General features: G+C 59.9%; 21 protein-coding genes. 17 read left to right on the top strand and 4 right to left on the bottom strand.

The genetic code is table 11. The annotated features are described in order from the left end of the window. Nucleotides 1-53: 53 nt before the first annotated feature. On the top strand, nt 54-2,483 hold the full coding sequence (locus QNA11_RS12605; RefSeq protein WP_283483300.1) for a rhamnosyltransferase WsaF family glycosyltransferase: 2,430 nt from the start codon (nt 54-56) through the stop codon (nt 2,481-2,483). 3 nt (nt 2,484-2,486) lie between these two features. Here QNA11_RS12605 and rfbD read toward each other — a convergent pair whose 3' ends face one another. Then, nucleotides 2,487-3,374, bottom strand: coding sequence for a dTDP-4-dehydrorhamnose reductase (gene rfbD, locus QNA11_RS12600; RefSeq protein WP_283483299.1), 888 nt, complete (start codon nt 3,372-3,374; stop codon nt 2,487-2,489). A gap of 252 nt (nt 3,375-3,626) precedes the next feature. Between rfbD and QNA11_RS12595 the strand changes: the two genes are divergently transcribed. The 3 genes from QNA11_RS12595 (at nt 3,627) to QNA11_RS12585 (ending at nt 6,790) form a co-directional block, all read left to right on the top strand. Then, entirely contained in the window at nt 3,627-3,821 is a 195-nt protein-coding gene (locus QNA11_RS12595) for a hypothetical protein (protein WP_283483298.1), read from the top strand. Between the two features lie 552 nt (nt 3,822-4,373). Continuing rightward, complete coding sequence (locus QNA11_RS12590) at nt 4,374-4,628, top strand: hypothetical protein (RefSeq protein WP_202074115.1); 255 nt, start codon at nt 4,374-4,376, stop codon at nt 4,626-4,628. Nucleotides 4,629-4,879: 251 nt separating this feature from the next. After that, the gene (locus QNA11_RS12585; RefSeq protein ID WP_283483297.1) at nt 4,880-6,790 is read left to right on the top strand and encodes a methyl-accepting chemotaxis protein; all 1,911 of its coding nucleotides are present in this window, start codon (nt 4,880-4,882) and stop codon (nt 6,788-6,790) included. 427 nt (nt 6,791-7,217) lie between these two features. Here the strand turns inward: QNA11_RS12585 and QNA11_RS12580 are convergent, their stop codons facing one another. Further along, nucleotides 7,218-8,780: a methyl-accepting chemotaxis protein gene (locus tag QNA11_RS12580; protein WP_283484212.1), complete on the bottom strand. Its 1,563-nt coding sequence runs from the start codon at nt 8,778-8,780 to the stop codon at nt 7,218-7,220. A 309-nt stretch (nt 8,781-9,089) separates the two neighbouring features. Then, nucleotides 9,090-9,638 (bottom strand): hypothetical protein, encoded by a 549-nt coding sequence (locus QNA11_RS12575; RefSeq protein ID WP_283483296.1) that lies wholly within the window; start codon nt 9,636-9,638, stop codon nt 9,090-9,092. A 428-nt stretch (nt 9,639-10,066) separates the two neighbouring features. On the opposite strand from QNA11_RS12575, the gene flgK reads away from it, so the two are divergent. Together flgK and QNA11_RS12565 are read left to right on the top strand one after the other, a co-directional pair. Beyond that, a complete protein-coding gene (gene flgK / locus QNA11_RS12570) occupies nt 10,067-11,548 on the top strand; it encodes a flagellar hook-associated protein FlgK (RefSeq protein ID WP_283483295.1) in 1,482 nt (493 codons plus the stop codon). Nucleotides 11,549-11,558: 10 nt separating this feature from the next. Next, the gene (locus tag QNA11_RS12565; RefSeq protein ID WP_283483294.1) at nt 11,559-12,605 is read left to right on the top strand and encodes a flagellar hook-associated family protein; all 1,047 of its coding nucleotides are present in this window, start codon (nt 11,559-11,561) and stop codon (nt 12,603-12,605) included. Nucleotides 12,606-12,801: 196 nt separating this feature from the next. On the opposite strand, the gene QNA11_RS12560 is transcribed toward QNA11_RS12565, so the two are convergent. Continuing rightward, nucleotides 12,802-13,491 (bottom strand): response regulator transcription factor, encoded by a 690-nt coding sequence (locus QNA11_RS12560; protein WP_202074110.1) that lies wholly within the window; start codon nt 13,489-13,491, stop codon nt 12,802-12,804. Nucleotides 13,492-13,712: 221 nt separating this feature from the next. Here QNA11_RS12560 and flgF point away from each other — a divergent pair, with 221 nt between their 5' ends. From flgF to QNA11_RS12505, 11 genes are all read left to right on the top strand, one after another. After that, nucleotides 13,713-14,435, top strand: a complete 723-nt coding sequence (flgF, locus tag QNA11_RS12555; RefSeq protein ID WP_202074109.1) for a flagellar basal-body rod protein FlgF — start codon at nt 13,713-13,715, stop codon at nt 14,433-14,435. Between the two features lie 9 nt (nt 14,436-14,444). After that, a complete protein-coding gene (locus QNA11_RS12550; RefSeq protein WP_283483293.1) occupies nt 14,445-15,776 on the top strand; it encodes a FliI/YscN family ATPase in 1,332 nt (443 codons plus the stop codon). A 267-nt stretch (nt 15,777-16,043) separates the two neighbouring features. Further along, complete coding sequence (locus QNA11_RS12545; RefSeq protein ID WP_281930284.1) at nt 16,044-16,673, top strand: hypothetical protein; 630 nt, start codon at nt 16,044-16,046, stop codon at nt 16,671-16,673. Nucleotides 16,674-16,986: 313 nt separating this feature from the next. Continuing rightward, entirely contained in the window at nt 16,987-17,898 is a 912-nt protein-coding gene (locus QNA11_RS12540; RefSeq protein WP_202074106.1) for a flagellin N-terminal helical domain-containing protein, read from the top strand. 206 nt (nt 17,899-18,104) lie between these two features. After that, on the top strand, nt 18,105-18,995 hold the full coding sequence (locus QNA11_RS12535; RefSeq protein ID WP_283483292.1) for a flagellin N-terminal helical domain-containing protein: 891 nt from the start codon (nt 18,105-18,107) through the stop codon (nt 18,993-18,995). Between the two features lie 46 nt (nt 18,996-19,041). Next, on the top strand, nt 19,042-20,694 hold the full coding sequence (gene fliF, locus QNA11_RS12530) for a flagellar basal-body MS-ring/collar protein FliF (RefSeq protein WP_283483291.1): 1,653 nt from the start codon (nt 19,042-19,044) through the stop codon (nt 20,692-20,694). Nucleotides 20,695-20,786: 92 nt separating this feature from the next. Further along, nucleotides 20,787-21,338 carry a hypothetical protein gene (locus QNA11_RS12525; RefSeq protein WP_283483290.1) on the top strand — a complete coding sequence of 184 codons (552 nt, stop codon included), beginning with the start codon at nt 20,787-20,789 and terminating at the stop codon, nt 21,336-21,338. Nucleotides 21,339-21,344: 6 nt separating this feature from the next. Beyond that, nucleotides 21,345-22,394: a flagellar motor protein MotB gene (locus QNA11_RS12520; RefSeq protein ID WP_283483289.1), complete on the top strand. Its 1,050-nt coding sequence runs from the start codon at nt 21,345-21,347 to the stop codon at nt 22,392-22,394. 29 nt (nt 22,395-22,423) lie between these two features. Next, nucleotides 22,424-23,521: a MotC family chemotaxis protein gene (locus tag QNA11_RS12515; RefSeq protein WP_283483288.1), complete on the top strand. Its 1,098-nt coding sequence runs from the start codon at nt 22,424-22,426 to the stop codon at nt 23,519-23,521. Continuing rightward, nucleotides 23,521-25,122, top strand: coding sequence for a flagellar hook-length control protein FliK (locus tag QNA11_RS12510; RefSeq protein ID WP_283483287.1), 1,602 nt, complete (start codon nt 23,521-23,523; stop codon nt 25,120-25,122). Before QNA11_RS12515 ends, QNA11_RS12510 begins: the two co-directional genes overlap by 1 nt. A gap of 52 nt (nt 25,123-25,174) precedes the next feature. After that, nucleotides 25,175-25,675: a transglycosylase SLT domain-containing protein gene (locus QNA11_RS12505; protein ID WP_202074099.1), complete on the top strand. Its 501-nt coding sequence runs from the start codon at nt 25,175-25,177 to the stop codon at nt 25,673-25,675. Nucleotides 25,676-25,678: the final 3 nt, after the last annotated feature.

Below are 25,678 nucleotides of genomic sequence, written 5' to 3'. Positions count from 1 at the left end.
GCTCCCCTCTTCTACGCTGGCCATCGCCGCCAAAGCTAGAGTAGACAGAGGGCATGAAGCAAGAAACGACTTTTCAGGCAGTCCGCAGGCACTTGCGCAACGGCTATGTCATTTTGACCAGCCGCGGTCTCGTTGCCCTTTATGGCGCGGCGATGCGGGAGGCTGCCAAGCTCATCGATTCGTCGGTGGGGGTTTTTCTCGCTCCCAAGGATATTCTCCGCGACGGGCCGCATTTCTTGCGCGAGCATGGCGTGAGGACGACCATCGGCGCCGTTCTTCGACAGACCGCCGCGACCTATGACCCGCCGCTGGGTCGCCGCCGAAACCCTATCAACGATCCACTCCGTGAACGGGCGATCACTTATTACCATAGCTATGAGCTCACCAAGCCCGATGGCGTCGTGCCCTCCCGCAGGCCCTCGAACGAAATGGATTTCGCCCTCGAGATTCCCTTCGCCTTCGAGCCCTGCGCGCGCCAAGGCGCGATCGCCGCGATTGTCCACGCCTTCTATCCGGAGCTTCTGCCGCTCGTTCTGGAGAGGCTGGAGAATATTCCGGGTTCGGTAGATCTGTTCGTCTCAACGGATACCAAGGAAAAAAGGCGCGAGATCGAGGAAGCGTGCCGCTGTTGGCGGAAGGGGAAGACGGACATTCGCATCACCCCGAACAGGGGCCGCGACATTGCCGCAAAATTCTTCGGCTTTCGTGACGTCTATGCGAATTACGACCTCTTCATTCATCTCCACACTAAGCGATCGCCCCATGGCGGCGAGGCCCTGGCGCGCTGGTGCGATTATCTCTTGGACCATCTGCTCGGCTCGCCGGAGATCGTGCGCTCGAACCTCGCGCTTTTCGACGATCCGAAGATCGGCGTCGTCTTTGCGCAACATCTATTCGAGCTGCGCGGCATATTGAACTGGGGCTATGATTACGATCTCGCGCGCGGGCTGATGAAGCGAATGGGCGTCGAGATCGATAAAAACATGGTGCTGGAGTTTCCGTCGGGCTCCATGTTCTGGGGTCGCAGCGCCGCCTTTCGCCCTCTGCTCGACCTCGATCTTGGTTTCGAGGATTTCCCCGAGGAAGGCGGCCATGTCGACGGCACGCTCGCCCATGCGATCGAGCGCTGCCTGCTGATGATCGCCGAGTCGCAGGGGTTCGAATGGCTCAAGGTCGCACGCCGCGACCTCTACCCCATGCCGCAGACGCTCTTGACCGTGCAAAGTCCGGACGACCTGCCAACGCACCGGCTGAAGGTCTTCCAGCCCTGCCTCGGCAATGTCGACAATGGGCTGCGGCCGCAGGACTCCGGCGTCTTCGAGACGAAAGCGCTACTCTCCTATCCGTCACGAAACACGCGGCCGCGGCTCAATCTCCTGACCCCTACGGTCAACCCGCAGCAGATTTTCGGTGGCGTCGCAACGGCGATAAAGCTCTTCACGGAACTCGCCGACGCGCTCGGCGATGACTATGACCGTCGCATCATCGCGACCGACGCCGACATAGAGCCCGAAGCATATGAACGGCTCTCCGACTACACGGCGGTGCCACATGCGGCGAGTCTTGATCTCGGCCGCCGATTGATTGTCGACGCTTACGAACGCGATGGCAGCCGGCTCGATGTTCGCGCGCATGATATTTTCATCGCGACCGCGTGGTGGACAGCGGTTTTCGCGCTCGATCTCGAACGCGACCGAGCGCGTCTCTTCGGAGGCGATTTGCCATTCGTCTATCTCATCCAGGACGACGAGCCCTATTTCCAGGGCCGGAGCTCGCGCTACGCCCTCGCCGAGGCGACATATAGGCGTGGCGCGCGCATGATCGCCATCATCAATTCGGAAGAGCTTTTCTCGGTCATGCAACGCAAATACGCGTTCCGTGAGGCCTACTGCGTTCCTTATCAGATGAACGCCGCCATCTCAGCCGTCATGCGGCCGGCGCCGCGTGAGCGGCTGATGCTTATATATGGCCGGCCGCACGTGTTCCGGAATGCATTTGAGTTGATCTGCGACGCCCTCTTCAGATGGCAGCAACGCGATCCGGTTCGCGCCAGCCGTTGGCGCATACTCTTCCTTGGCGAGGAGTTCCCTGAGACGCAGCTTTATCCCGTGCAGAACGCCACAGTCGGCGGCAAGGCGAGCCTGGAGGATTATGCGGGCTATCTCAGTCGTGCGAGCGTTGGTGTGTCGCTGATGCTCTCGCCACATCCAAGCTATCCGCCGCTCGAGATGGCCGAGGCCGGTCTGCTCACCATCACCAATTCCTTCGAGGGCAAGAACCTCGAGAGCCGTTTCGACAACATCGTCTCGCTCGATTTGCTCGAGCCAGCGTCCCTGGCGGACGCCATAGAGGCTGCGGTCGCGCAGGCGGAGCCACGTATCGGGGAGGCGACGGGACGCGTTACCCCGAAAGCAGTGGTGGAGATCAAGCAGCCTTTCGAAATCCCCGCCTTTGCCGAGCGACTGCGGGCATTGCGGGTATGATTGTTACGGCGTTCGCAGCAGGCGGGCGACGCAATTTTCGAGGGACTCGCGCCAGGGCGGCAGGGTTACGCCATAACGGGCGGCGAGCTTCTCATTGTCGAGTCGCGAATTCGCCGGTCGGCGCGCGGGCGTCGGGTAATCGGCGGTTGTGATTCGCGCGACCCGCACAGGCTTGCGGCCGTGCTTCTCGGCGACGGCAAAGGTCGCCTCCGCCATATCGGCCCAGCTCGCGTCGCCCTGGCCGGTGAGATGGAATATCCCGCGTAAGGACGTCGAATTGTCGCTGACAAGGCGGCGTGCGATGAGGACCAGCGCGTCGGCGATGTCGATAGCGCTCGTGGGATTCCCCAACTGATCCGCGACAACGCTGATCTCGTCGCGCGATTCGCCCAGGCGCAGCATGGTTTTCACGAAATTCGCGCCAAAGGGGCTGTAAACCCATGCCGTGCGCAAGATGGCGTGGTCGCCGTGAGTCGCGGCGATCTTTTCTTCGCCCAGGAGCTTGGAGCGCCCATAGGCGCCCGTTGGCCCGGTTGGATCGTCCTCACGATAGGGCCGGCCGAGCGCGCCGTCGAAGACATAATCGGTCGAGAGATGCAGCAAGGGGACGCTAAGCTCCGCGGCGGCCTCTGCGACATGGCCTGCCCCCTCGCCATTGATCCGCATCGCGAGATCGGGCTCGCTCTCCGCCTTGTCGACGGCTGTATAAGCAGCGGCGTTAATGATTGCGTTGCAACGCGCGTGGCGCAGGCTCGCGAGCACGGCGGCGCGCATCTCGAGATCGAATTGCGGTCTTCCCAGCGCGATAATCTCGACGTCCTTCGGCGCCCGCTCGATCAAAGCGCTGACGACCTGGCCTTTGAGGCCGGTGACGGCGAGACGGAGGGTCATGGGCCGCATCTCCTTGAGCTTCGATGCCTCTCGACATTCTGGCGGGGAAACTAGCACCGCGCGGCGGCTCGCGCCAACGAGCCGCCCGTGGTGCGGCGTTCTCTTAGAAGATGCAATGAAATCAAAATGTTGATCTGTATCTAGCTGGGCGTCGCAACCTTCACGCTTGGGACGAATCGTCTTGACGACAGGTCCGCGCAAGCTTGGTTAATTAATCGTTAACGTGTTGAGTAATTGAATAAGGAGAGACGCATGACCACGCGTAAGACTCGGGCGCTTCGCGCCACGCGCAATCCTGGCGACGTGATTCGGTCCGCCGCCGAGCCGCTCGATCGCAAGCAAGCCGCTATTCTCGTCCTTTTCGAGGCGATGGATTTGATCGACGACGCAGCAGCGTCGGAACTGGTGCGTTTTGCTTTGGCGCGGCTGGTGTGCGAAAGCGCGTAATCGCTGCTCGGGGTCACGCGGTTTTGCGAGGGCCCAGACTCCGCGCAATCTGGTCCGCTATGAGATGCGCGCTCACGCGATCGGGAACAACCAGCGCTGTCGCTTGCGCCATTTGACGCAAGCCGACTGCCGCCTCTGGCAATCTCGCGTGAAGCGCCGCCATATTCAGCCGGCATAGCGCCCGAAAGTCTTTGCGCGCTTTTGCTTCCATTTCCGACCGCGGCCCATCGAAACCGGTCGCTATTTTCCCAAGGGCGCGCACCCACTGAACCTGCTCCATCCGTCCGGAGGGGGCGCGCGTCTCGAAAATCTCCAGGCTCGCGTTCCAAAGCCCCGCGAAATGCCCGGCCCGGTCGAGGTCCGTCGCGCAGCGCTGTTTCTCGACGTTCTGTCGGATATGCCCAAAAGACGGCATGCGCCCACTCCTCCAACTCGTGCGCATCGACACTAGGCCCAGAAAATCTCTGAGGAGTTAAAGTCCGGCTGCGGCGTAAGCCTCGCGCGAGGGCCCTTCGGTATGATTGGCTGTCAGATTCTCGAAGGGGTCCTCCTATGCAAACGATCGCCCAGTTGAAGCAGATGCGTCAGCAGATGATCGACGAATTGAGCAAGATGCCCGAGTATCGGGCCGTTCAGGCCATGAAGAAATTCATCGACGAGATGTCCGAGATTTACGGCTCGGACGCGCCGACCGTCGAGAATAAAAATCAGAGCGACGCGGATTCTGCCGCGAAGGCGATCGAAAAGCGCATTGTCGAGGGGCCGGTGGAAAACGTGACTCAGCGGATCCGCGCCTATTCCCCGTAAGCGCATCAATGCCGGGCGTTTACGGCAAATCTTTCGTCGAAGCGCACGCCTGATGGATAACGACGGTGGCGCCGTCTTCTTCGCGACGCCGATCCAGTGGCGTCTTCCCCAGCCGCCTTTTCCTACCTGGCCGACGCCTTCGTCTAAGGAGGCCTTCCTATGAGGATAAGCCAACTATGGCCTTTAACGCCGCCGGCCTGTTTTCCGCTTTGCGCCGATCACTCGCGGGGACTCTTTCGCGAGCGGCGCTCATGCTTTTCCTCGTTATGGCGCTGCTCGACCTTTCGGCTTCGTCATATGCGTTTCTTGTCCTCAGGCAGGAAGCGACGGCCTCCGCGGACCGAGAGCAAAGCCAGGCGAAAACCGACAGGCTATTTGCGCAGCTCGTCGAGATGCTGCAAAGCGCAAGATATGACATCGCCCAGGCGCGGCTTTCCCTCGTCGATTTCATGACGTCTCGTCATCCGGAGGGGCTCGAGAACGCTTTCCGGGACTTCGGCGCGCATTCCAAGCGATTCTCCCTTCACGTCAAAGGCGCCTTGGAGGCCGCCAAGGTTCTGGACAGTCCGGATCTTGTCCGCGTCCTGACCCAGGCTGAAAAAAACATCTACGCTTTCGCCGCAAAAGCCGCCGAAAGCGCAAAGACGAGCGACGCCACCGCGCCCGCTGACGGAAAGCTGAAATTCGACCAGCTTGCGCTTTCGGTGCAGATGGCGGTGGACAATACGAGGGGCGAAGTCGACGCGCTTCGCAAACGTATCGACAGAAATAAGGCGAACGCCGGCCTCGCTCTGGAGGCGTTGCGCACGTGGGCGCAGATTGCCGCGCTCATGGCGATCGGGACGATCATAGCGACGGCGGCGCTGGCTTGCTGGTTGGCGCGGCGCTGGGTGACGCAACCCTTGGACTGGATCACATTCACCTTCTCGCGCCTCGTGGAAGGCGATCTCAACTATGACGTCTATGAGGCCGGTCGAATCGACGAAATCGGCCGGCTTGGGATCGTCTATCGAAAATTCCGCCTCATCGCCAAGGAGAGATTGCAGGCGCAGCATCAGGCGGCGGAACAGCAGGCGATACTGGAAGCGGAACGCGCGCGCAGCGACGCCGAGCGGGCGGCCGTCGCCGCCGAACAAGAAATTCTTATCGAGACGCTGGGAGCAGGGCTTTCGAAAATCGCCGATCACGACCTCTCTTTCCGATTGAGCGAAGAGGTCCCTGCGGCATATCGACGTTTGACGGGGGATTTCAATTCCGCGCTGGAAGCGCTGGAATCGGCGCTCATGAAGGTGCGCGACGGCGCCGGAGTTATCTCTTCCTCGACCGCTGAAATCGCTTCGGCCGCGGACGATCTGTCGAGGCGCACGGAGCAACAGGCGGCAAGTCTCGAGCAAACCGCCGCTGCATTGCAGGAGGTCATGACCGCCGTCAGCCGCAACTCGGACGCAGCGAAACGCGCGCAGGATATTGTCGCGCGCGCGAAATCGGAGGCGCAAAACAGCGGCGCCGTGGTCCAAAGCGCGACCGAGGCGATGGCGCGCATCGAGAAATCATCTACCGATATCGCGAGTATCATCGGGCTCATCGACGAGATTTCCTTCCAAACGAATCTGCTGGCGCTCAACGCTGGCGTCGAGGCCGCGAGAGCCGGCGAAGCGGGCAGGGGATTTGCTGTTGTCGCGTCGGAAGTGCGCGCGCTCGCACAGCGATCGGCGGAAGCGGCGAAAGAAATAAAAGGACTGATCCTATCCTCCAAGACGGAGGTCGCAGATGGGGTCGAGCTCGTCGTCTCCACTGGCGCCGCTTTGGAGCGCATCGCCTCGGAAGTGGTGTCGATCAGCTCGATGGTGTCCGAGATCGCCGCCGGCGCCGCGGAAGGCGCCGCGGCAATCCGACAGATCAATGTCGCCGTCGGACAGATGGATCAGGATACGCAGAGGAACGCCGCCATGGTGGAAGAGACCACGGCGGCGAGCCATAGTCTCCGGCACGAGGCGGATGAATTGGCGCGCTCGGTTGGAAGTTTCCGACTGCATCAAAGCGCGCATGCGCCCGCGATCCGGGAGAACAGGCGGGCGCGCGACCATGCCGTTGTCTCGGGCGCGACGGCGCGCAAGCTCCGCGTTCAAGAGCCCGATGAGGTGGACTGGACGGAGTTTTAATACGCCATCCGCTTTGATTGGTTCAATGTCATTCCCGACGCGCGCGCAGCGACCGATCGGGAATCCAGAGCAAAACCGGCGCCTTTGTTTGAGTTCTGGATTCCCGAGCGGGCTTTCAGCCCGCCGGGAACAAGCCCCCAATGCGGAGCTATTCAAACGGAAACCCCGTATAAATCCGCCAACGCGCGTGGCTTGACGAAAGTCGCTTGATGGTTCCGTCCGTCGAAGTGAGCGATCAAAGACCCCCATCGAAGACCAAGGCAGTCGCAGCCTCTGAGGATACTCCGTCCGTCTTTCCGTCTGCCCGGAGCGACAACTTTTGAAAAAAGTCGGATAAAGAAAAAGACCAGCGCGCGGAGCTCCGTGCGCTGGTCTTTCCTTTTTTAGACGGCTTTGCTCGTTTCCGCTTCAAACCGCGCCGGTTTGATCAGAACTCTTCCCAGCTCTCTTCCTCGTATTTGGGTTCGGCGAGCGCCGCTGAGCCGCGCGTCTTCAACGCCGGTTTAGCGGGTTTGCGCGCCGGGGGTCTGGGAGCGGCGTGCGCCGCAATCGGCTTTCCGATGTTGAAGCGCCGGACGGCCGCCGCCAGCCGTTCGGTTTCCTGGCCCATGTTTTTCGTCGCGGCGGTCGTTTCCTCGACCATGGCCGCGTTATGCTGCGTCATCTGGTCCATCTGATTGATGGCTTCCGTCACCTGACTCAGCGCCAATGCCTGCTCTCTCGTGCCATCGGCGATCGTGCCGACCACCGTCGCGACTTCGCCCACCTGAGACACGATCGCCTTCAAAGCCCGGCCCGTCTGTCCGACGAGATTGGCGCCCTGTTCGACCGCCGAATTGGAGGCGGCGATCAGTCCCTTGATCTCCTTGGCGGCGTCGGCGGAGCGCTGGGCGAGGGCGCGCACTTCGGAGGCGACCACCGCGAAGCCCCTGCCGGCCTCGCCTGCGCGCGCGGCCTCGACGCCAGCGTTCAATGCAAGCAGATTCGTTTGGAAGGCAATCTCGTCGATGACGCCGATGATTTGGCCGATGTCTTTCGAGGCCTTTTCGATCTGGCCCATCGCGTCGATGGCCGAGACGATAATTTCACCGCCCTTTTCTGCGTCGGACTTCGTCGCCGCGACGATCTGATTGGCGTTCTGCGTGCTGGCGGCCGTTGCTTTGACGGTCGTGGTCACTTCGGCGAGCGCCGCCGATGATTCTTCCAGCCCCGCGGCTTGAGACTCCGTGCGGCGAGACAGATCTTCGGCCGCGGCGCCGATTTCGTTGGTCGCGCCTTCGATGACCGAAACCGACGCCGAAACTACGCCGAAAGCTTCGCGCAGTTTTTCGACCGTGTGATTGAATTCGGTTTTGATCTTCTCGAACTCCGGCGACAGATTGGCGTCGATGCCGATTTCGAGATTTCCGTTGGCGAGCTGCTCGAGCGCGTAGCTCATCGCCGCCAGCGCCTCTGAGCGATTCTTTTCCTCGGCGGCGCGAAGCTCCTCTTGCTGGCGGCGTCTTGCCTCCAGCTCTTCGAGATAGACCGAAATGGAAAGATCCATGTCGAGAAAGGTCGCTTTCACCAGGCTCGTTATCGCTTCCGCCATGCCCTCGGCGACATTCTGGCCGCGGAAAACGAACCTCGGCCAGCGGTCCTTGACGACGTCATGAATGAGCCGCTCCAGAATGACGGCGTATCCGCCGATATACCACCGCGGCTCCAGGCCCAACCGCGCATGCGCCTTGCCGACCGCGCGCACGGCTTGTGCGTATGAGTCGCCAAATTGCGCTTCGACAATCAGACCCCAGTGCTGCTGCTGCCGGGTTTTGGCGGCAGCCATATGCTGGTTGTCAGAGAAAAATTGCCGCGTTTCCGGGGTCGCGCGCACCTTGTCGTAGAAGACCGTCAGAGCCTGGTCGAGGGCGACGCTCAAAAGTGGCTTCAGCTCTCGCAACCGTGTTTTCGAGCGCTCGTCTATGCCAATGAACGTGAGGCGTTCATCCATCGATATCGACGAAACGGTGGTCTGGGGGGCTGGAGACTGGGCCATAAACGCCTCTTCCACATGAAGGGAAAGCCGCGCTGCGTCCTTGCGCACGGCTGGTAAACGGAAACCGATTGCATTCGGCGGCAGGGAGGCGTCATGCCTAATCTAGGTAAAAACACCTACTGGTATCCAACAAGTAAATAAGTGTGCAAATCGCCGTAAATTTAAGCGAAATTGTTGATATTTATCATATCAATGCACTGTTTTTATGAAAGGGGCAGTTTTCGGCGCACTTTTACGAGGCAGACCGATAAGTCCGAGCGTTGTTCAGTTTTCTTTCGATCCTGACGCCGAGTTCTCTGCGATGACGCCCCGCGGCGTGACTACGGTCCAGCGGTCGTTCTTCCTGACAATGTCCTCGATTTTGCCGAGACCCGTCACGAACTCTCCCTTCGAAACGCGCATAATCGATCCGCGAGGATCGCGGATGAGAGCCCAATTCTGGTCGGCCTCGATCAGCTTGTAATCGATCGGACCATTTCGCACGGGCGCCGGGTTTTTTCCGACGCCTCCGACCGGGCTGTAATCGATGCCATTCTTGTTCGCGACGACTAGCGCCGGATTTTCCTGATTGCGCCGAGCCGCGATGGTGGACGGCCGTGCGAAGATCATCAAATGCTCCGCCCCGGCGAAAGTAGGGATGCGATCGGAAGCGCTGATCATCTCCGCCGCGAAAGCTGTCGCGCCGACAGCGAGCGCGACTGTCGCAACATGCAGAGCGCGTTCCGCGAGCGGCGTTTGTCTGCGGCCGATCTTGGCAATTTTTTTCTTGGGCGCGAGCGAATTTTGATTGGAAGAAGACGCGGGTCGTTGCATGGCGGCTCTCACAGCCTCTGGTTCAGGACAAAAGAATCACTATTGATGTTTACTGGCGTCGCGCTGTCGCGGCGTGTTGAACGATTGAGTTCGCTCTTCGCCGATCCCTCGCAAGTTTCGCGAAAGCTCGCGAGAATCGAGCAATTGCGAATAGAAGAATCTCCTTTTTGTGTTAAACAAAGTATTAAGAGATCGTCGCCTAAATGGGCTTGCGGAGATCGTTGTCGAGAAGCGCGCTTGCTTCGCCTTCGATCACATGCGCCGCCATGAAGGCGGCCATCGTTCCAGGCTCCTTTTATGAGTCGCTCGGACGATAAGCGCCGCTCATTCAAAACCCGATGCGATGTTTCTTGCGGCCTGCGCCTCGATGGCGCGCACGCGAGATATGTCGATCTGCGCAGCCGCTCTTTTAGCGAATGGGATAATTCATGAGCCTCTCGATCGCGGGAATGATCGCCAACACCTCGCTCGGGACGATCTCGAACGAGATCGGCATTCTCTCGCGCAACGTGTCGAACGCCAACACGCCGGGATACTCGACGCGAATCGCGCAGACGAGCACAGGCGCCGCGGGCTCGGCGGAGGTCAATGGCGTCGCGCGCATCACGAATCCCGCATTATTCAAGAGCCAGCTTCAATCGACGTCCGGCGGCGCTCAGGCGTCCGCTGTCTATGACGGCGTCTCCTCCATCGCCCAATTGCTGGCTACCGACAGCGACGGCAACAGTTCTTCTCCGTCTTTCTTCATGGGGAAGCTTTCAAGCGCCTTGCAGAGCTATGACGCCGCGCCCTCCGATCCGACGGCGGCGGCGGGCGCCGTGACCGCAGCAAAGGACCTGGCCAATTCCTTGAACCAGGCGACGACCACGGTTCAGAATGTGCGCCGGAACGCCGATCAACAGATCGAAGACTCGGTCACGAACATCAATTCGATTCTGAGCAAGTTCGAGCAGGTCAACAACGCGATTGTCGCGGGCGCGGGCGCCAAGAGGGACATCACAGATCTCCTCGACCAGAGAGACTCTCTCCTTACGCAGCTCTCCTCCGAGATTGGCATAACGACGGTCACGCGCCCCAACAACGATATGATGATCTTCACGGACAGCGGCGTGACGCTGTTCGAGACGGCTCCGCGCGCGGTGACGTTCCAGCCCAATCCCGTGCTCACGGCGGGCACCAGTGGAAACGCCGTCTATGTTGACGGCGTGCAGGTGACGGGAAATAGCACCTTCGCAACAAGCGTGCATTCCGGCAAGCTCGCGGGTTTGACGCAGTTGCGGGACTCTATCGCGCCAGCATATCAGAACCAGCTCGACGAGATTGCGCGTGGGCTTGTTTCGGCCTTTTCCGAGAGCGATCAGACCGGTGGCGGCGCGCCGACGCTCCCTGGGCTGTTCACTTATCCCGGCGCGACGAGCATACCCGGCGCCATGGTTTCTGGCCTCGCTGGGCAAATTCAAGTCAACGCCAACGCCGACCCCAGCCAAGGCGGCGATCCGACGCGCTTGCGCGACGGTGGAATCTCGGATCCCGGAAATCCTGCCTATACCTACAACACCTCCGGGGGCGCGCTCTATACTGCCCGTATCGAGCAGATGATCTCGTCGCTGTCTGCGACTCAATCTTTCGATCCCGCGGCTGGCCTCAATACGAATACGTCGCTGACCGCCTTTGCGAGCGCCTCCGATGGCTGGCTCTCTGCGCAAAAGCAGCAGGCCCACAGCGCCGATACCTATCAGAGCGCCATGCTCAGCCAGAGCACCCAGGCTCTGTCGAATGCGGTCGGCGTGAATCTCGACAGCCAGATGGCCAAAATGCTCGAGCTGGAGAATTCCTACCAGGCGACGGCGAAACTGATTTCGTCGATCGACGCCCTCTATACAGCCCTGTTCAACGCCATCAGACCGTGAGCGCAGATCGATGATCTCATCCGTTTCCACTTCGGCAATGTCGAACGCCTTGAGCAATTCGATTGTCGATCTTCAAAAGCGCCTGTCGATCGCTCAGAAAGAACTGTCGACCGGGCAGCACGCCGATATGAGCGTGGCGATCGGTTCTCAGCAGACGCGGGATTCCCTCCTGCATCTCAGCGTAAGCGACATCGACGCAATCACTGCAAGCAACAATGTGGTTGCTTCTCGCCTCGAGATTACGCAGACGTCGTTGCAGAAGCTCTCGACAGACGCGCAAGCCATGCGAAGCGCGCTGATGACGGCTCAAAACGGCATCGGCAACAGGGGCGCGATCATTCAGCAGGCGCAAACCGCACTCGGCGCCATGATGTCGGGCTTGAACGCTTCGAGCGGCGGCGTGTTTGTCTTTGGCGGCGTCAAGGGGGACACGGCGCCGATTACGGATACCGCATCGGCGCCGCCGAGCGCAGCAAAAGCTGCCCTCGACGCCGCTTTTACCAGTAATTTTGGCTTTCCGCCCTCGGATCCGCTTGTCTCCACGATAACGGCGTCCCAGATGGACGCCTTTATTTCCGGTCCTATGGCCGCTTTGTTTTCACCGGCGAGCTGGACCACGGACTGGTCCTCGGCGTCGAGCTCGCCGCTGCAAAATCGCATATCGATCACCCGCACGAGCGCCACTTCCGTTACGGCGAATGACGCGTCGTTCCAGAAGCTTGCGGCCGGCTATACGATGCTGACCAGTCTCGGCGCGAGCAATCTGAGCAAGGATACTTTCCAGGCTGTCGTTACGGCGGCGACGAACGCCATCGATCAAGGCGTATCGGGGCTTACAAATTTACAGGAAAAAGTCGGGGTCATGCAGGCCGACGTCAAAAGCGCTCTGGATAACATGGCGACTCAGAAGGATCTATTGAGCGCCCAGATCGGCGCGTTGGAGGGCGTCGATCCTTCGCTGGCCTCTGTCACGGTCACCAATTTGATGACTCAGATCGAAACGTCCTATTCGCTGACGGCCCGAATTCAACAGTTGAGCCTTACGAAATATCTCTAGCGCGCTTTCCGCTCGCATAGAATCGTGCAAGCGATGAATGCGCGCAGATTCAAAAAGCTGGAGCGCATTCTCTTCACAAAAGTCTATCAACTTTTGCGGAATGCGCTCTAAGTTTTGCGCCTTGGCCGGCTTTCAGTGGTGGCCACGCGCCCGGAGGACGCAACGAGAGCGTCCTCATTCGGGGATTTTTCTGGCTTTATTTGCCCGTGGCTTCCGTTTGTGAAACTAGAAGGTATCCAAGGAACCGCTGCGAGTCGATCGGGTCATACCCCAGTTGCTTTCGCAGCTTTTTGCGCAGCTTGCTGATGTGGCTTTCGATCACCGTTTCTTCCACTTCCTCGTCGAAGAGGCCGTAGACGGCGTTGAATACTTGAGTCTTCGTCAGCCGCCGGCGCTTGTTCAAAACGAGCAATTCCAGAACGCGCCTTTCCCGGCGCGGCAGCGGGAAGGGCTCGCCGTCGATCACCGGATCGCGGCCGTCGAAGAAGACTTGGATGCGGTCGAATGTCGCATAGTCTTGCCGGGCTTCGGCGCGTCGCCGGATAGCGTGAACACGCGCAAGTATTTCGCGCACATGAATCGGCTTGCGGACAACGTCGTCGACGCCGGCGCTGAACAGGCCCAGTGTTTGTTCCAACGATAGCGTGTCGTTCATCGCGATGACGGGAGCCTGGGAATGCCGCCGGATAACCCGCGGGAGTTCTTCCCGATCCGGGCAATCGCCAATCAAAAACGCCTCAACTGCCTGCAAGTCCTTTTCACGAGCCGAGTCGACCCACTCCAAGAACTGCTCGAAGCCAAACCCCGTAGAGAACACACCCTCTTGACCAAACCGACTAGTATACGCACTCGTTACTATTTCCCTTTCATCCACAATGATTAACATTCGGCGTCTCCCGGCGGATGGGCGAGCATGTCGGGCAGTTCATGCGAATCGACCCCTCTACTGGGTGTAGTCGTAACCCCAGAGGGTCGTCAACGGCTAAGACCTAAGTCAAGGCTTGCCATTACTGGCGGCGGCCCCGCCTGCTAAATGCAGCTTCGCGTAAGGCGGGCTCGTTATCTTTCGAGCGAATCCCTGCGGCGTTCCCGAGAAGAGAACCAAGAATGCTTTCGTCTTATTATGTGTCTTTGTCGTCACAGCTCGCTCTGGACAAGCGCATGTCGACGATTGCCATGAATGTCGCCAACGCGAATACTGTTGGATTTCGTGCAGCGGGCGTTTCTTTCGAGACGGCTCTCTCCAAATCGGGCCCCGCGCAAACTGCTTATGCTTCCACCGGGAAGGATTTCATCTCGACGGTGCAGGGTCCCGTCACAAAGACCGACAATCCGCTCGATGTCGCCGTGCAAGGATCCGGTTGGCTGGCGATCCGAACCCCTAATGGCGTCGCCTACACTCGGGATGGCCGCCTGAAGATGCTGCAAACGGGCGAGCTCCAGACGATCGAAGGATTTCCAGTCCTGGACGCGGGCAATGCGCCGATCGTCCTCGATCCGACGCAGGGCCCGCCGATGATCTTCCGCGATGGCATGATCAGCCAGGGGGCCAATCAGGTTGGCGCCCTGGGCCTGTTCTCGATAGATCCCAGCGCCGCTCTGACAAGGGGCCCGAACTCCAGCGTGATACCGTCAACGCCGGCGACGCCTATTCTCGAATTTTCCGTCAATGGCGTGTCGCAAGGGTTTCTCGAGGGCGCCAATGTCAATCCGATAACGGAATTGACAAAACTTATCGCCACCTCTCGATCATTCGATAATGTGACCTCCATGTACGACACGCTGGATTCGGCCCAGCAAAACGCTATTCGCACGCTCGGCGGCGCCTGAGGCGCCGGCATGTCCAAACTCGCGCAATTGCAGCGTTCGGCCGAGCTTTTCGCTCGCACGGAGCGTCAGATCGCCATCTCTGGCGCGGTGGTGGAGGTGACGCCGACTTACTTCAGAACGGCCGGGCTCTCGAAATTCGTTAAGCTCGGCGACTGCGTTGGCGTGGAAACCGCGCGCGGCGAGACGCTCGCCCAAGTCGTGCGAATCGACCAGAATGGCGTCATCGTCAAGGCTTTCGAAAATAATTCCCCTGTCGGGCTAGGTTCGAAAGTGCGCTTCGTCGGTCCGATCGAACTCTTGCCGCATGAGTCGTGGAGGGGCAGGGTTCTCGACGCTTTCGGCCGGCCGGTCGATGGGCAAGGGCCTGTCTCTGCCGGCCTGAAGCCCTATTACCTGGATGCGCCCCCGCCGGCGGCAATGCGCAGAACGCCGATCACGAAACCATTGCGTACAGGCGTCCGGGCGATCGACGCATTCACGCCGATCTGTGAGGGTCAAAGGATCGGCATCTTCGCGGGTTCGGGGGTTGGCAAATCCACTTTGCTGGAAATGCTGTCCCGGGCGGGTGGTTTTTCTGTCGCGGTGATTTGTCTGGTCGGCGAGCGCGGACGCGAAGTGCGCGATTTCGTGGACACGGTGATTTCCGCCAACCCCGGCGGCGTCGTCACGATCGTCGCCACCGCCGACGAAAGCCCGATGATGCGGCGAATGGCCCCGCTGACCGCCACTACGATCGCCGAGTTTTTCCGAGACGCGGGCGCCTCTGTGGTTTTGATCGTCGACTCGGTGACGCGCTATGCCCACGCCGCGCGCGAAGTGGCGTTGGCGTCGGGCGAGCCGCCTGTCGCCAACGGCTACACGCCAAGCGTTTTTGCCGACCTGCCGCGCTTGCTCGAACGCGCGGGGCCCGGCGAAGATGGCGTGGGCGCCGTGACGGGAATTTATTCCGTCCTCGTGGACGGCGACAACCATAATGATCCTATCGCCGATTGCATTCGAGGCACGCTCGATGGGCATATTGTTCTCGACCGAGAAATAGCCGAACAGGGCCGCTATCCGGCGATAAACCTTCTCAAATCCATCTCTCGCCTTGCCGATCGCGTCTGGACGTCAGACGAACGCGAGATGGTGATGAGGCTGAAATCCATGCTCGCGAAATTCGAGGAAACGCGCGATCTGCGCATGCTCGGCGGGTATCACGCTGGCGTGGACGCCGAGCTCGATCGCGCGGTCGTCCTCTCGCCGGTCGTATATGACGCCCTGCGGCAAGCTCCTAAAGACCCGCCAGCCGTTGTGGCGCTCGAAGAATTGGCGGAGCGGATCAATCGTGGAGGAGGGTGAGGGCGTTCTCCACCTGGCGCGCTTTGCGCGCACGGAATAGTGCGAGCGATGAGAAAACCCGCAGAGCGCATTCTTTTCCGCTGAAGTCTATCAACTTTGCGCAGTGCGCCCGCGCGAGGCCATGTCTTCGCGACCGGGCCAAAGCGGCGTCGGAGCCCCTGGTAGGGTCCAGCTTCGCGAAAGCTGCGCTGTATACATTTGATGAAGCGCAACGACCGAGATGTTTCGGAATGTCTCCCTCGAGGGGCGGCGCGATCGAGGATGTCCATGACCGCCGATGAAGCATTCGAAATCCTGCAGGTCGAGAAGGAGTTCATCGAGACGGCCGGACCGGCGGTGCTACGGCTAAAGCTGATGGAAATCGGCAGCCTTTGTCGGCGACGTCTTGCCGGCGACGAGGCCATCGAGGCGGCGCGCACCGCTGCGCAGGAGCTGCGCCGACTCATCGCGGAACGTCCCTGTGTGTCCCTTGTCGATTTCAAGGCGCGCGACAAGGTTCTGGAGGCAAGCGCTGCGCCCCAAGGCTGGGCAAAAACGTCGGGTTGGACCGCCGTGCTGGCTTCTCCCTTTTTTCGAAAGAGGGTCCCAACGGAACCCGCCCTCTCGGCGCATCGGGGCGCTTGCCGGGAGGATCTGGCGAGAATCGCGGGCGACGCCGATTTGGATCAACGGGACGTCGTGGCGCTGGACTGCGTATTGAACAAGGGTTACAGCCCGAGAGATTTGCGCGAGTTCAGCTTTCTGATGAGCGGCATGTTCGATTCGCCGAGCGAGCCGACCCGCTTCGTCAAACGCGCAAACGAACTTGCGAACCGCTACGCGGCTGCCCTCGGCGGTGAATCGAAAAGCGAGCAAGGCGTCGCCGCGCGCGAATTGGCTTATAAAAAGTCTGCTTGACGCTCCTGGGAAAGGCCTTGGAAGGTCCTGCAGTTGGTTTCCAGCTTCGCACGTAGCATCCTGGTGGCGCGTCCGGCAGAAAGGCGCGCTGAGACCGGTTAAACGCATTCTTAATTATAGGCCGTGTATTCATTTGCTCGTGGCTCGCCGGAATGAGACTGTCGAGCTGTCGAGCGGGCGTCGAAATCAGCAGCGCCTCCGATGAAGACAACGGATCGGATCGAGTTTCCGAGGCATGACGCCAATTCCGTCGAACCGGTGGAAGTCCGGTATGTCCCTCTTGTAAAGATTTATCGAAAGGGATCGACGAGTCATGTCGAGCATCAACACCAACCCGTCAGCCATCACCGCCTTGCAGTCTCTGCGCAACACGCAGAATTCGCTGAGCGTGGCCCAGAAGCAAATTTCGACCGGTCTGAAAATCTCCAGCGCCTCCGACAACGCCTCGACTTGGTCGATCGCCGAAACGATGAAGTCGGACAAGGGCGTGATGTCCACGCTGAGCGACTCGCTGAATTTCGCCGGTTCGACGCTGAACGTCGCCGCCAATGCGCTGACCGGCGCGATCTCGGTCGTGAACAGCATCAAGGACACTGTCGCCCAGGCCCTGACGCCCGGCGCTGACCTCGCCAAAATCGGCACCAAGCTCGCTCAGCTCGGCCAGCAGCTCTCGAGCGTCGTCTCTTCGGCGAGCATCACCGGCATTAATATGCTGGATGGCTCGACGACGACCACTGTTGCGGGCGGCGCGGTACCTGGCGTGAACTTCACTGCCTCCTATAAGAATAACAGCGGCGCCGCTGCGTCCAGCGTGGGCTTCATCTCCCTTGCCACGACGGATCTCACCAACGCTGGCGGCACCGGCATTCTGCAAGCCGCGACGGCGGTCGGCTCGACCGCGACGACCAACTTCACGAGCCTCAGCGCCGCCGACGTGGCCGCGGGCACCGTGGCGGACACGCTGTCCAATGTCGATAAGGTGATCGCTGATCTGACCACCTACGCCTCGCAGATCGGCGCCGTTCAGTCGCGCGTCGCCTCGCAGGCGGCCTTCGTTCAGTCGCTGAATGACGCTTTGACCTCGGGCGTGAGCTCGCTCGTCGACGCCGACATGAACGAGGTTTCGACGCGCCTGCAAGCGCTCCAGACCCAGCAGCAGCTCGGCGTTCAGTCTCTCTCGATCGCCAACCAGAACTCGCAGCTGATTCTCAAGCTGTTCCAGTAATCTTTCTCACCGAGAAAGAAATAGGTGGCCGCCCGAGGCGATCGGGTGGCCATTTTGTTTATTTTTTGTTAAGCATCGTTTAACTGTCTGTTAATTTTTACATTAATGCGGGCAGCCTCGCACAAGGCTAGATAAGAATTATCCTTCCGAAGGGCCGGGGCGAGCATCTGGCAGTCCTCGCGCCCGAGAGATTCGGAAAGGCCGGCATGTCCAGCATTTTGACTAATCCTTCGTCCTTGCTTGCGCTTCAAATGCTGCGTTCGACCCAGATGTCCCTTGGCGACGCCCAAAGGGAAATTTCCACCGGCCTCAAAGTTTCCGCGGCCTCGGATAACGCCTCGACATGGGCGATCGCCACAACCATGGGCTCGGATCAAGGCGTCACCAGCGTGCTGCACGACTCCTTGGGCGAAAGCGTCTCGATTCTGGCCGTAGCCTCTGGTGCGGTGACCAGCGCTATCTCGGTCATGGACAGCATCAAGGACGCTGTCGTGCAGGCTCAGACGCCCGGGGCGGACCTCGATAAGATTGGCTCCTACCTCACTCAGCTTGGCCAGCAGTTGTCGAGCATCGTCGCTTCTGCGTCGCTCATGGGCCTCAATCTGCTCGACGGTTCGACCGCCGCGGCCGGTAAGGTGAGCTTCATTACGTCCTACAAGAACAATGGCGGCGCCGCGCCCTCTCAAACCGGCACGATCGACTTGCCCACGACGGCCCTCGTCAGCGCCGGCGCGGGGTTGCTGGAATCGGCGCAGGCGATCGGCGCCGTCACGGCGACCGACTTCACCAACCTCAACGCCGCGAATATCGGTTCGGCCGTGGCCGCCGACACGCTTTCCAACGCGGATTTGGTCATCGCCAAGCTAGCCGATTACGCCTCGCAGATCGGCGCGGTGCAGTCGCGAGTCTCGTTGCAAATAACATTTACGCAGTCGCTCCACGACGCGCTGAAGACGGGAATCAGCTCTCTTGTGGACGCGGATATGAACGAGGTTTCGACTCGACTCCAGGCCCTTCAGACCCGGCAACAGCTTGGCGTTCAATCCGTATCGATCGCCAATCAAAACTCCCAGCTCATCATGAAGCTGTTCCAATAACGCAATCTGATCTTTTATCCCGGCCCGAAAGCAGAAGTTTGCCTCGATGGAACAAGTTTCGCTCGTCTTGGACAATCTAAAGAGCCTCGGAAGCAAGAAGCTGGCGGCTCTCGCATTGGTGTTCGGCTTGATTGTCAGCGTCGTGCTGGCCGGGACCTATTATCTGTCGCGACCCAACGAAGAGACCCTCTACGCCGGCCTCGATCGCGACGACGTGAGCAGGATTGGCGCCGCTTTGAAGGAGATGGGCGTCACATTCGACGTCAATCCGGAGGGCACCGCCGTTCTGGTCCCTTATGGACAGACAGGCCGCGCGCGCATGCTGTTGGCCGAGCGCGGCCTGCCGCAGAGCGCCAACGCTGGATATGAGCTGTTCGACAAGGTCGGCGCTCTGGGCCTGACGTCTTTCATGCAGGAGGTCACGCGCGTTCGAGCGATCGAAGGGGAGCTTGCTCGAACCATCCAGTCGATGCGGGGCGTGAAGGCCGCGCGCGTCCATATCGTCATGCCCGACGAAGGTTCGTTCCGCCGCGCCAAACAACCCCCATCTGCATCGGTTGTGATACGGACCGAAGGTCCGGACGACTCGAGCGCCGCGCATGCCATTCGCCATCTGGTGGCCTCTGCGATGCCCGGCATGTCGATCGACCAAGTCACGGTGCTCAACACCGATGGAATGATCCTCTCCGCCACAGACGGCGATCCGTCGGAAGCCGTTCCGACCAAAACGCTGGCGCTCGAGAAAAGCGTCGCAAAAGACATTCAGGACAATGTTCGGCGCACATTGACGCCCTATCTGCGTCTTCCAAATTTTCAAGTGAGCGTGCGTGCGCGGGTGAATACCGACCGCCGCCAAACAAATGAGACGATCTACGACCCCGAGTCGAAGGTCGAGCGTTCGACGCGCACGGTGAAGGAGTCGTCGCTCTCGCAAAACGCCAGCAACTCGTCGCCCACAACTGTCGAAAGAAACGTCCCGCAACCGCCGCAACAAAGCGGAGACGGAAAGCAATCCAACGACGAAAACAAAAAGCACGAGGAACTGACCAATTACGAGGTTTCGACGAAAACCGTCACGACGGTCAGCGGCGGTTACACGGTTGAAAATCTGGCGATCGCGGTTTTGATCAACCGGGCGGCTCTGGCGGAGGCAGGCAAGCCGGCGCCGAGCGCGGATGTGATCGAGCGGCAGGTGAAGGAAATCGAGCAGATCGTGGCGTCCGCCGCTGGCGTCAGAAAAGAGCGGGGTGACGTCCTGAAGGTTTCGGCCGTCGAGTTCACCTTCAATGAGCACGAGATGAACCCGGTTGAGTCGCCTGGGGTCATCGAGACTCTGAGCCACTACTTTGGCACGATGATCAACGCGGCCACGATGCTCGCGATCACCGCAGCCCTCGTCATCTTCGGCCTCATGCCGGCAACGCGCGCCCTCCTCGCCGAAGCGCCCCAGGTCAATTCTCTTCAGTCTTCTCCATTGCTCGGAATTGAAAGTGAAGCAGCGGGAGACGAGGATGAAGGTCTGCTCCCGCAGATGAACGCGCCGACTCTGGCGTTCGACTCTGATCTCGAACCCTTCGCCGGAATTGGGGGAATGGGACGCGTCTCGTCGCGCCAAAAGCTGGAGCAGCTCATCGAAATAGATGAAATGCAGGCCGCTTCGGTTCTGAAACGGTGGATGCGATCGGATGAAGCGGCATGATACAGCTTCGCCCGATCGGGTCCTATCTTACCAACTTCGACGCTGGGATGACGGAGACCGAACAGGTTTTCGCGATTCCAGAGGCCGCGCCCATGTTCGCCCTGGAGGCCGACACGCCGCCCAGCGAAGACCTCCTTGCCGAAGAAAGGGAAAAGGCGAGGGAGGAGCTGCGAGATGAACTCGAACGAGAATACGAGGCGAAGCTCGAAGAGGAACGGCAGGCGTTCGAAAAAGAGCGTGAAGCATTCGACCAGCGGTTGGAAGCCCTTCGAGCCACATGGGCGGAGGAAGAAGGAACACGAATCGCACAGGTGATCCAACACGACATCGAATCGTGCCTCGGGAACATTCGTGACGCGCTCGGGCATATATTGACGCCATTCCTGACACACAGTGCGCTCACGCGTTCGCTGGAGGACTTTATCGAGACAGTGCGTTCGGCCGCCCTGGACGAGGCAAATCCGCTCGTCGAACTGCACGGACCGCCCGACCTGCTCGACGTCGTGAAAGAGCGCTTGTCCCGAGAACAGATATCGTTGCGCACGGTCGAGACGGACGGCGTCGACATCGCAGCGAAAATAAACAGCACGCTTATCGAAACGCGCATGGAAGAATGGGTCCGGCGTCTGCGCAATGGAGAATAATCGACAATGAGCCGCGAAGACTCGAATGACGTGATTATTGTCCGCAAGCGGCACGGCGATGGCGAAGAGGATCATCACGGCGGCGTTTGGAAGCTTGCCTTCGCGGACTTCATGACCGCGATGATGGCGTTTTTTCTCGTGATGTGGCTGATCAACTCCACCACGAAGGAGACGAAAGCGTCGATTGTCCAATATTTCAATCCGGTGCAGCTCGTCGACTCGAAACCCGCCAAAAAAGGTCTTCAAGATCCCAAGGATAGCGGCCAGGGCTCGAGCATGCAGCGTACCGTTGAGGACAAATCTTCAAATCAGCGGCAGTCGGGCCAGGATACGGCGGAGGCGGACGCCGCCTCTCTGCACAAAGATCCGATCAAGGCGCTCGATGCGATCGCCAAGCTCGATCCCCCTCCTGGCGCAGGGGCCGGATCACCCGGCAATACGCTGCCTGATCCATTCGATCGTATGGATCAGCGGGCAATGCCCGACGAGGCCGCTGCGAGCGCGCCGAAATCGAGCCTGCAGAAAAAAAGCGATGCACAGGAACGACAAAACCAACCCGCTACCACCAATCCAACCAAGGCCGACGCCAACGCCAACGCCACAGTCGGTAGCGCGATCGAAACGGTCATCAAGGCCGAAGCGCAGGGAACGCACGCGGTCCCGAAACTCGAGGTGAAAGGCGTCGAAGACGGCGTGTTGATCAGCCTGACGGACGACGCCAACTTTTCAATGTTCGACGTCGGCTCGATTAAGCCGAAGCCGCAGTTGGTCCGCATTCTGCAAAAAATCGGCGGCGTTCTGACAAAGCGCCCCGGCAATATAGAAATCGGCGGCCATACAGATGGACGCGCCTACAAGTCTGGGTCGTATGATAACTGGCGATTATCCGCCGATCGCGCCAACATGGTCCTTTACATGCTTGTGCGTGGCGGGCTGCCCGCAGCGCGCGTGACGAGAATTTCCGGCTATGCCGATCGACGCCTGAAGACGCCTGAAGCGCCGCTCGCTCCAGCTAACCGCCGCATCGAAATCCTTCTGCGTGGGGATCGCAATTGAAGCTCCGCCGGCTCCTCGCATCGTTGTCTATGGTCGCGCTTAGTTGCACGGCAATACAGGCGCGCGCATGCGACCTCGTCGGTAGCGTATGGGAGTTGATAGAGGGGCAGGACCGCGTTGTCGCTGGCGAGACCTCGCGTCAAGCGAAGATAGCGCCGCGAATCGAGGCCTGCATCTCGTCGCTTTCGGCCGAGAATTGGAAAGAGCTGCGAAATTACCGGGCCGCAGTCATTTATGTGTTGGCTGGCGGCGGATCGGCGCGCCTTAAACGACTGTTGCAGGATCACACGATCGAGGAAAAAGACCCGCCGCTTCTCTCAGCGAGTCTGGCTTTTGCCGACGGCGATCGGCAGAATGCCACGAAACTGATGACCCCGCTGGACGTAAGAAGCTACCCTCCGATCCTCGCGGGGCACTTGGCGCTTGTCAGAGGAGGGTTGTTGATCGGCGTCGACAACAAAGAAGCCGCGAGGTCGTTGGCATATGCACGGCTGACGATGCCGGGGTCTCAAGTCGAGGAGGCGGCGTTGCGCCGTGAAATAGCGATAAGCGATCCGAGCGTCGAGATGGACCGGTACTTGCTGCTCGCGAGGCGTTACCAATTCGTCTACTCTCATTCGCCCTTTGCTACGAAATATTGGCAGGCGCTAACCGGGGCGCTTTCCAAGATGGGCTTGGGACGGCATCTGGCGGACCTCGAAGAATTATTCAAAGCGGCGCCTGCTGGCTATGGATTCGAACTCCACGCGGCGCTCGCTCGTACGAGCATTCAAATGTCCCGACCGGACGTTTTGAAGGCGCAAACACAGGCCGCCGCGGTTTTCGCTGAAAGCGCACAGGCGAAAGAGCGCATGAAGCTCTATCAGGCGGCCCTTCGCGTGATGGGCGGCGATTCGCCGCCAAGCGATTCTGATCTCAAAGACGTCGACGCTTCTTACTTGAATAGAGAAGAAGCCATGATCTTGAAGACGCTTCGGAGCGTTGGCGCGAGGCTTGGAGCTGGGGACGAGCCTGCGCCGGCGCAAGCTGCGACGGCGTCTCACGACCGAGACGACACGCCGCAATTTCAGAACTTGGAACAGTCGCTCGAAGACTCGGGAAAACTCCTGGAAAGGGCGGGCCGCTAATGAACTCGTTGACCATGCAACGGACCACTCTACCGGACAGCGGCATTGCTTCGACGATGAACCGTCGCGAGCCGTCCGACTCGAATGGAGCGCAGGCTTCGACCTTCGAGGCGCAAGTCACTGCGCTCCATAACGACGCGAGCGCAGAAAAGGCGCAGGTGCCCTCACATGGCAACCCGCGTGCGAGCGAGGGAGGCGATCAGCAGGCATCGGGCACTCCGGAAGCGCTTCGTCCGATTGTCGAAAGCCTGACGATGCTACGCCTATCGCCGTTGCAAAAAGCCGATCAGAAGGATCAGCCGGCTGAAAAGAACAAACCGGACCAGGCGGCGGCGTTTGAAGCAACCGGCGGCGAGGTCGTCGGTTGGCCATTGAGCGCGCTAGGCTTCAGCCAAATATCCGGGCTCTTCGCCGGCTTTGGAAAAACCAATGACGCTGAGGCTCGAGGTGATTCGGGTGCAGCGGCGTCTGGCGTCGAAGCATCGACTTCGACGAACCAGGACGAGCTTGCGGCTTTCTTCCCGGCGACGCAATTCCTATCGGGCAATCCTTCGCCGAATCTGTCGCTGGCCATGGCTGACGCCGCCGACTCTGCTGGAAACATTGGAGAGCCGCCGACGCTCCAGATGATCGGTTCTGCGAACGCTTCTCTCCCAGCAGCGACAGCGGCGCCCAAACGTATGACGCTCCAGGACTTCCTCGCGCATTTGCCATCTGATCTGGCGCAGGCGCTCTCTGATGAGGTCGCGTCATCGCAAGGCGCGAACGCGGACGGCGTTTTGCTCGTCGGCGCCTCGAATCAGCCTCTCTCCGGCTCAGCCGCCATCGGAGCGGATGATACGACGGCGGCGCCAAAATTGACGCTCGTGTCGCTGGCCACACATCTCCCGGCTTCGCAAACGCCGGCTATAGCTATAAAGGGCGCTTTCGTCGAAACCCCGGGTTCTATGGAGGCGCCTCCTTTTGCGGGCATCGGCAATTCGAAGGAAGAATCTGTTTCCGCCGTGGCCAATGACGCTTTTGGTCTGCAGCTCGAAACGCAGGGCGTAGCGACTACGCCATTGTTGGTTGGTTCGCCCGCCTCAGAAGGCGGTTCTTTGTCTGGGGCGGTCTCTCAAACAACAGCTCCTGCCTCCCCCAAAGCGGTAAGCGATCATGCGAAGGATCATCCTACAAAAGTTCTGACGTTCCAATTGGAGCCCGAAGATCTCGGCGCCGTGACTGTGAGAATGCAGCTCACGAAGACGCGCGTTTCCTTGAAGATCGATGTGAATTCGACGGCGATACAGAATATTCTGACGCAGTCTCGCGACGAACTTTCGCAGGCGTTGAGCGCTTCCGGCCATTCCGTCGACGATATAGCCATCAGGGTCAGCCCCGCTCCCGTTCCCTCGGATACAGTTAACGATGCGCGCCAGAATGACTCTCGGGCGCCGTTCGATCAACGAGGCGAAGGGGGATCATTTGGCGAAAACGATGGCGCAGGAAACAATCGGGATGGCCAAAGCTTTTCACGCGCGCCGCGAAAAGAACAGTCCCAGGAACATGGCGCCGTGGCGCGTGATAGCGGCGCTCCTGGCGCTTCCGGCGTCTATCTCTGACGCACGAGCGGACGTTCGGTCCGGAACGCCCAGCAATGTGTGCGAGCGCGAGATGATTCGCGCCGCCCAAGAGCATAACGTGCCGGTCGCGGTGCTTTACGCTGTCGCCTTAACGGAGACCGGCCAAAAAGGCGATCTGCACGAATTCGCGATGAATGTGGGCGGACGCCCGGTTTTTAGTCCCTCTCTACCCGAAGCGGTCGCTGTATTCGAAAACGCTCGCGCCCGTGGCGTCAAGCTGATCGACATCGGTTGCATGCAAGTCAATCATCATTATCACGGCCGCATGTTCAAGTCTGTCGAGGCGATGTTCGATCCGCGTCAGAATGTCGATTATGCGGCCACGTTTCTGCGCGATTTATACCGAAGCGAAAAGACTTGGACGAGCGCCGTTGCGCGGTACCATGCGGGGCCAGGCAATGCGCCTGCTCAAAAAAGCTATGTGTGCGCGGTTATCGGAAATATGATCGCCAGCGGTTTCGGTTCCTGGACAGAGCAGTCGAAAGCTTTCTGCACCATGGTTCGCAGCGAAATGGCTTCACGGCGTTTTTGACGC

The sequence above is a fragment of the Methylocystis sp. JR02 genome (assembly GCF_030063565.1).
Lineage (GTDB): Bacteria > Pseudomonadota > Alphaproteobacteria > Rhizobiales > Beijerinckiaceae > Methylocystis > Methylocystis iwaonis.
Note: the sequence above shows the minus strand (reverse complement) of the source record. Positions and strands in the feature narration are given on the sequence as shown.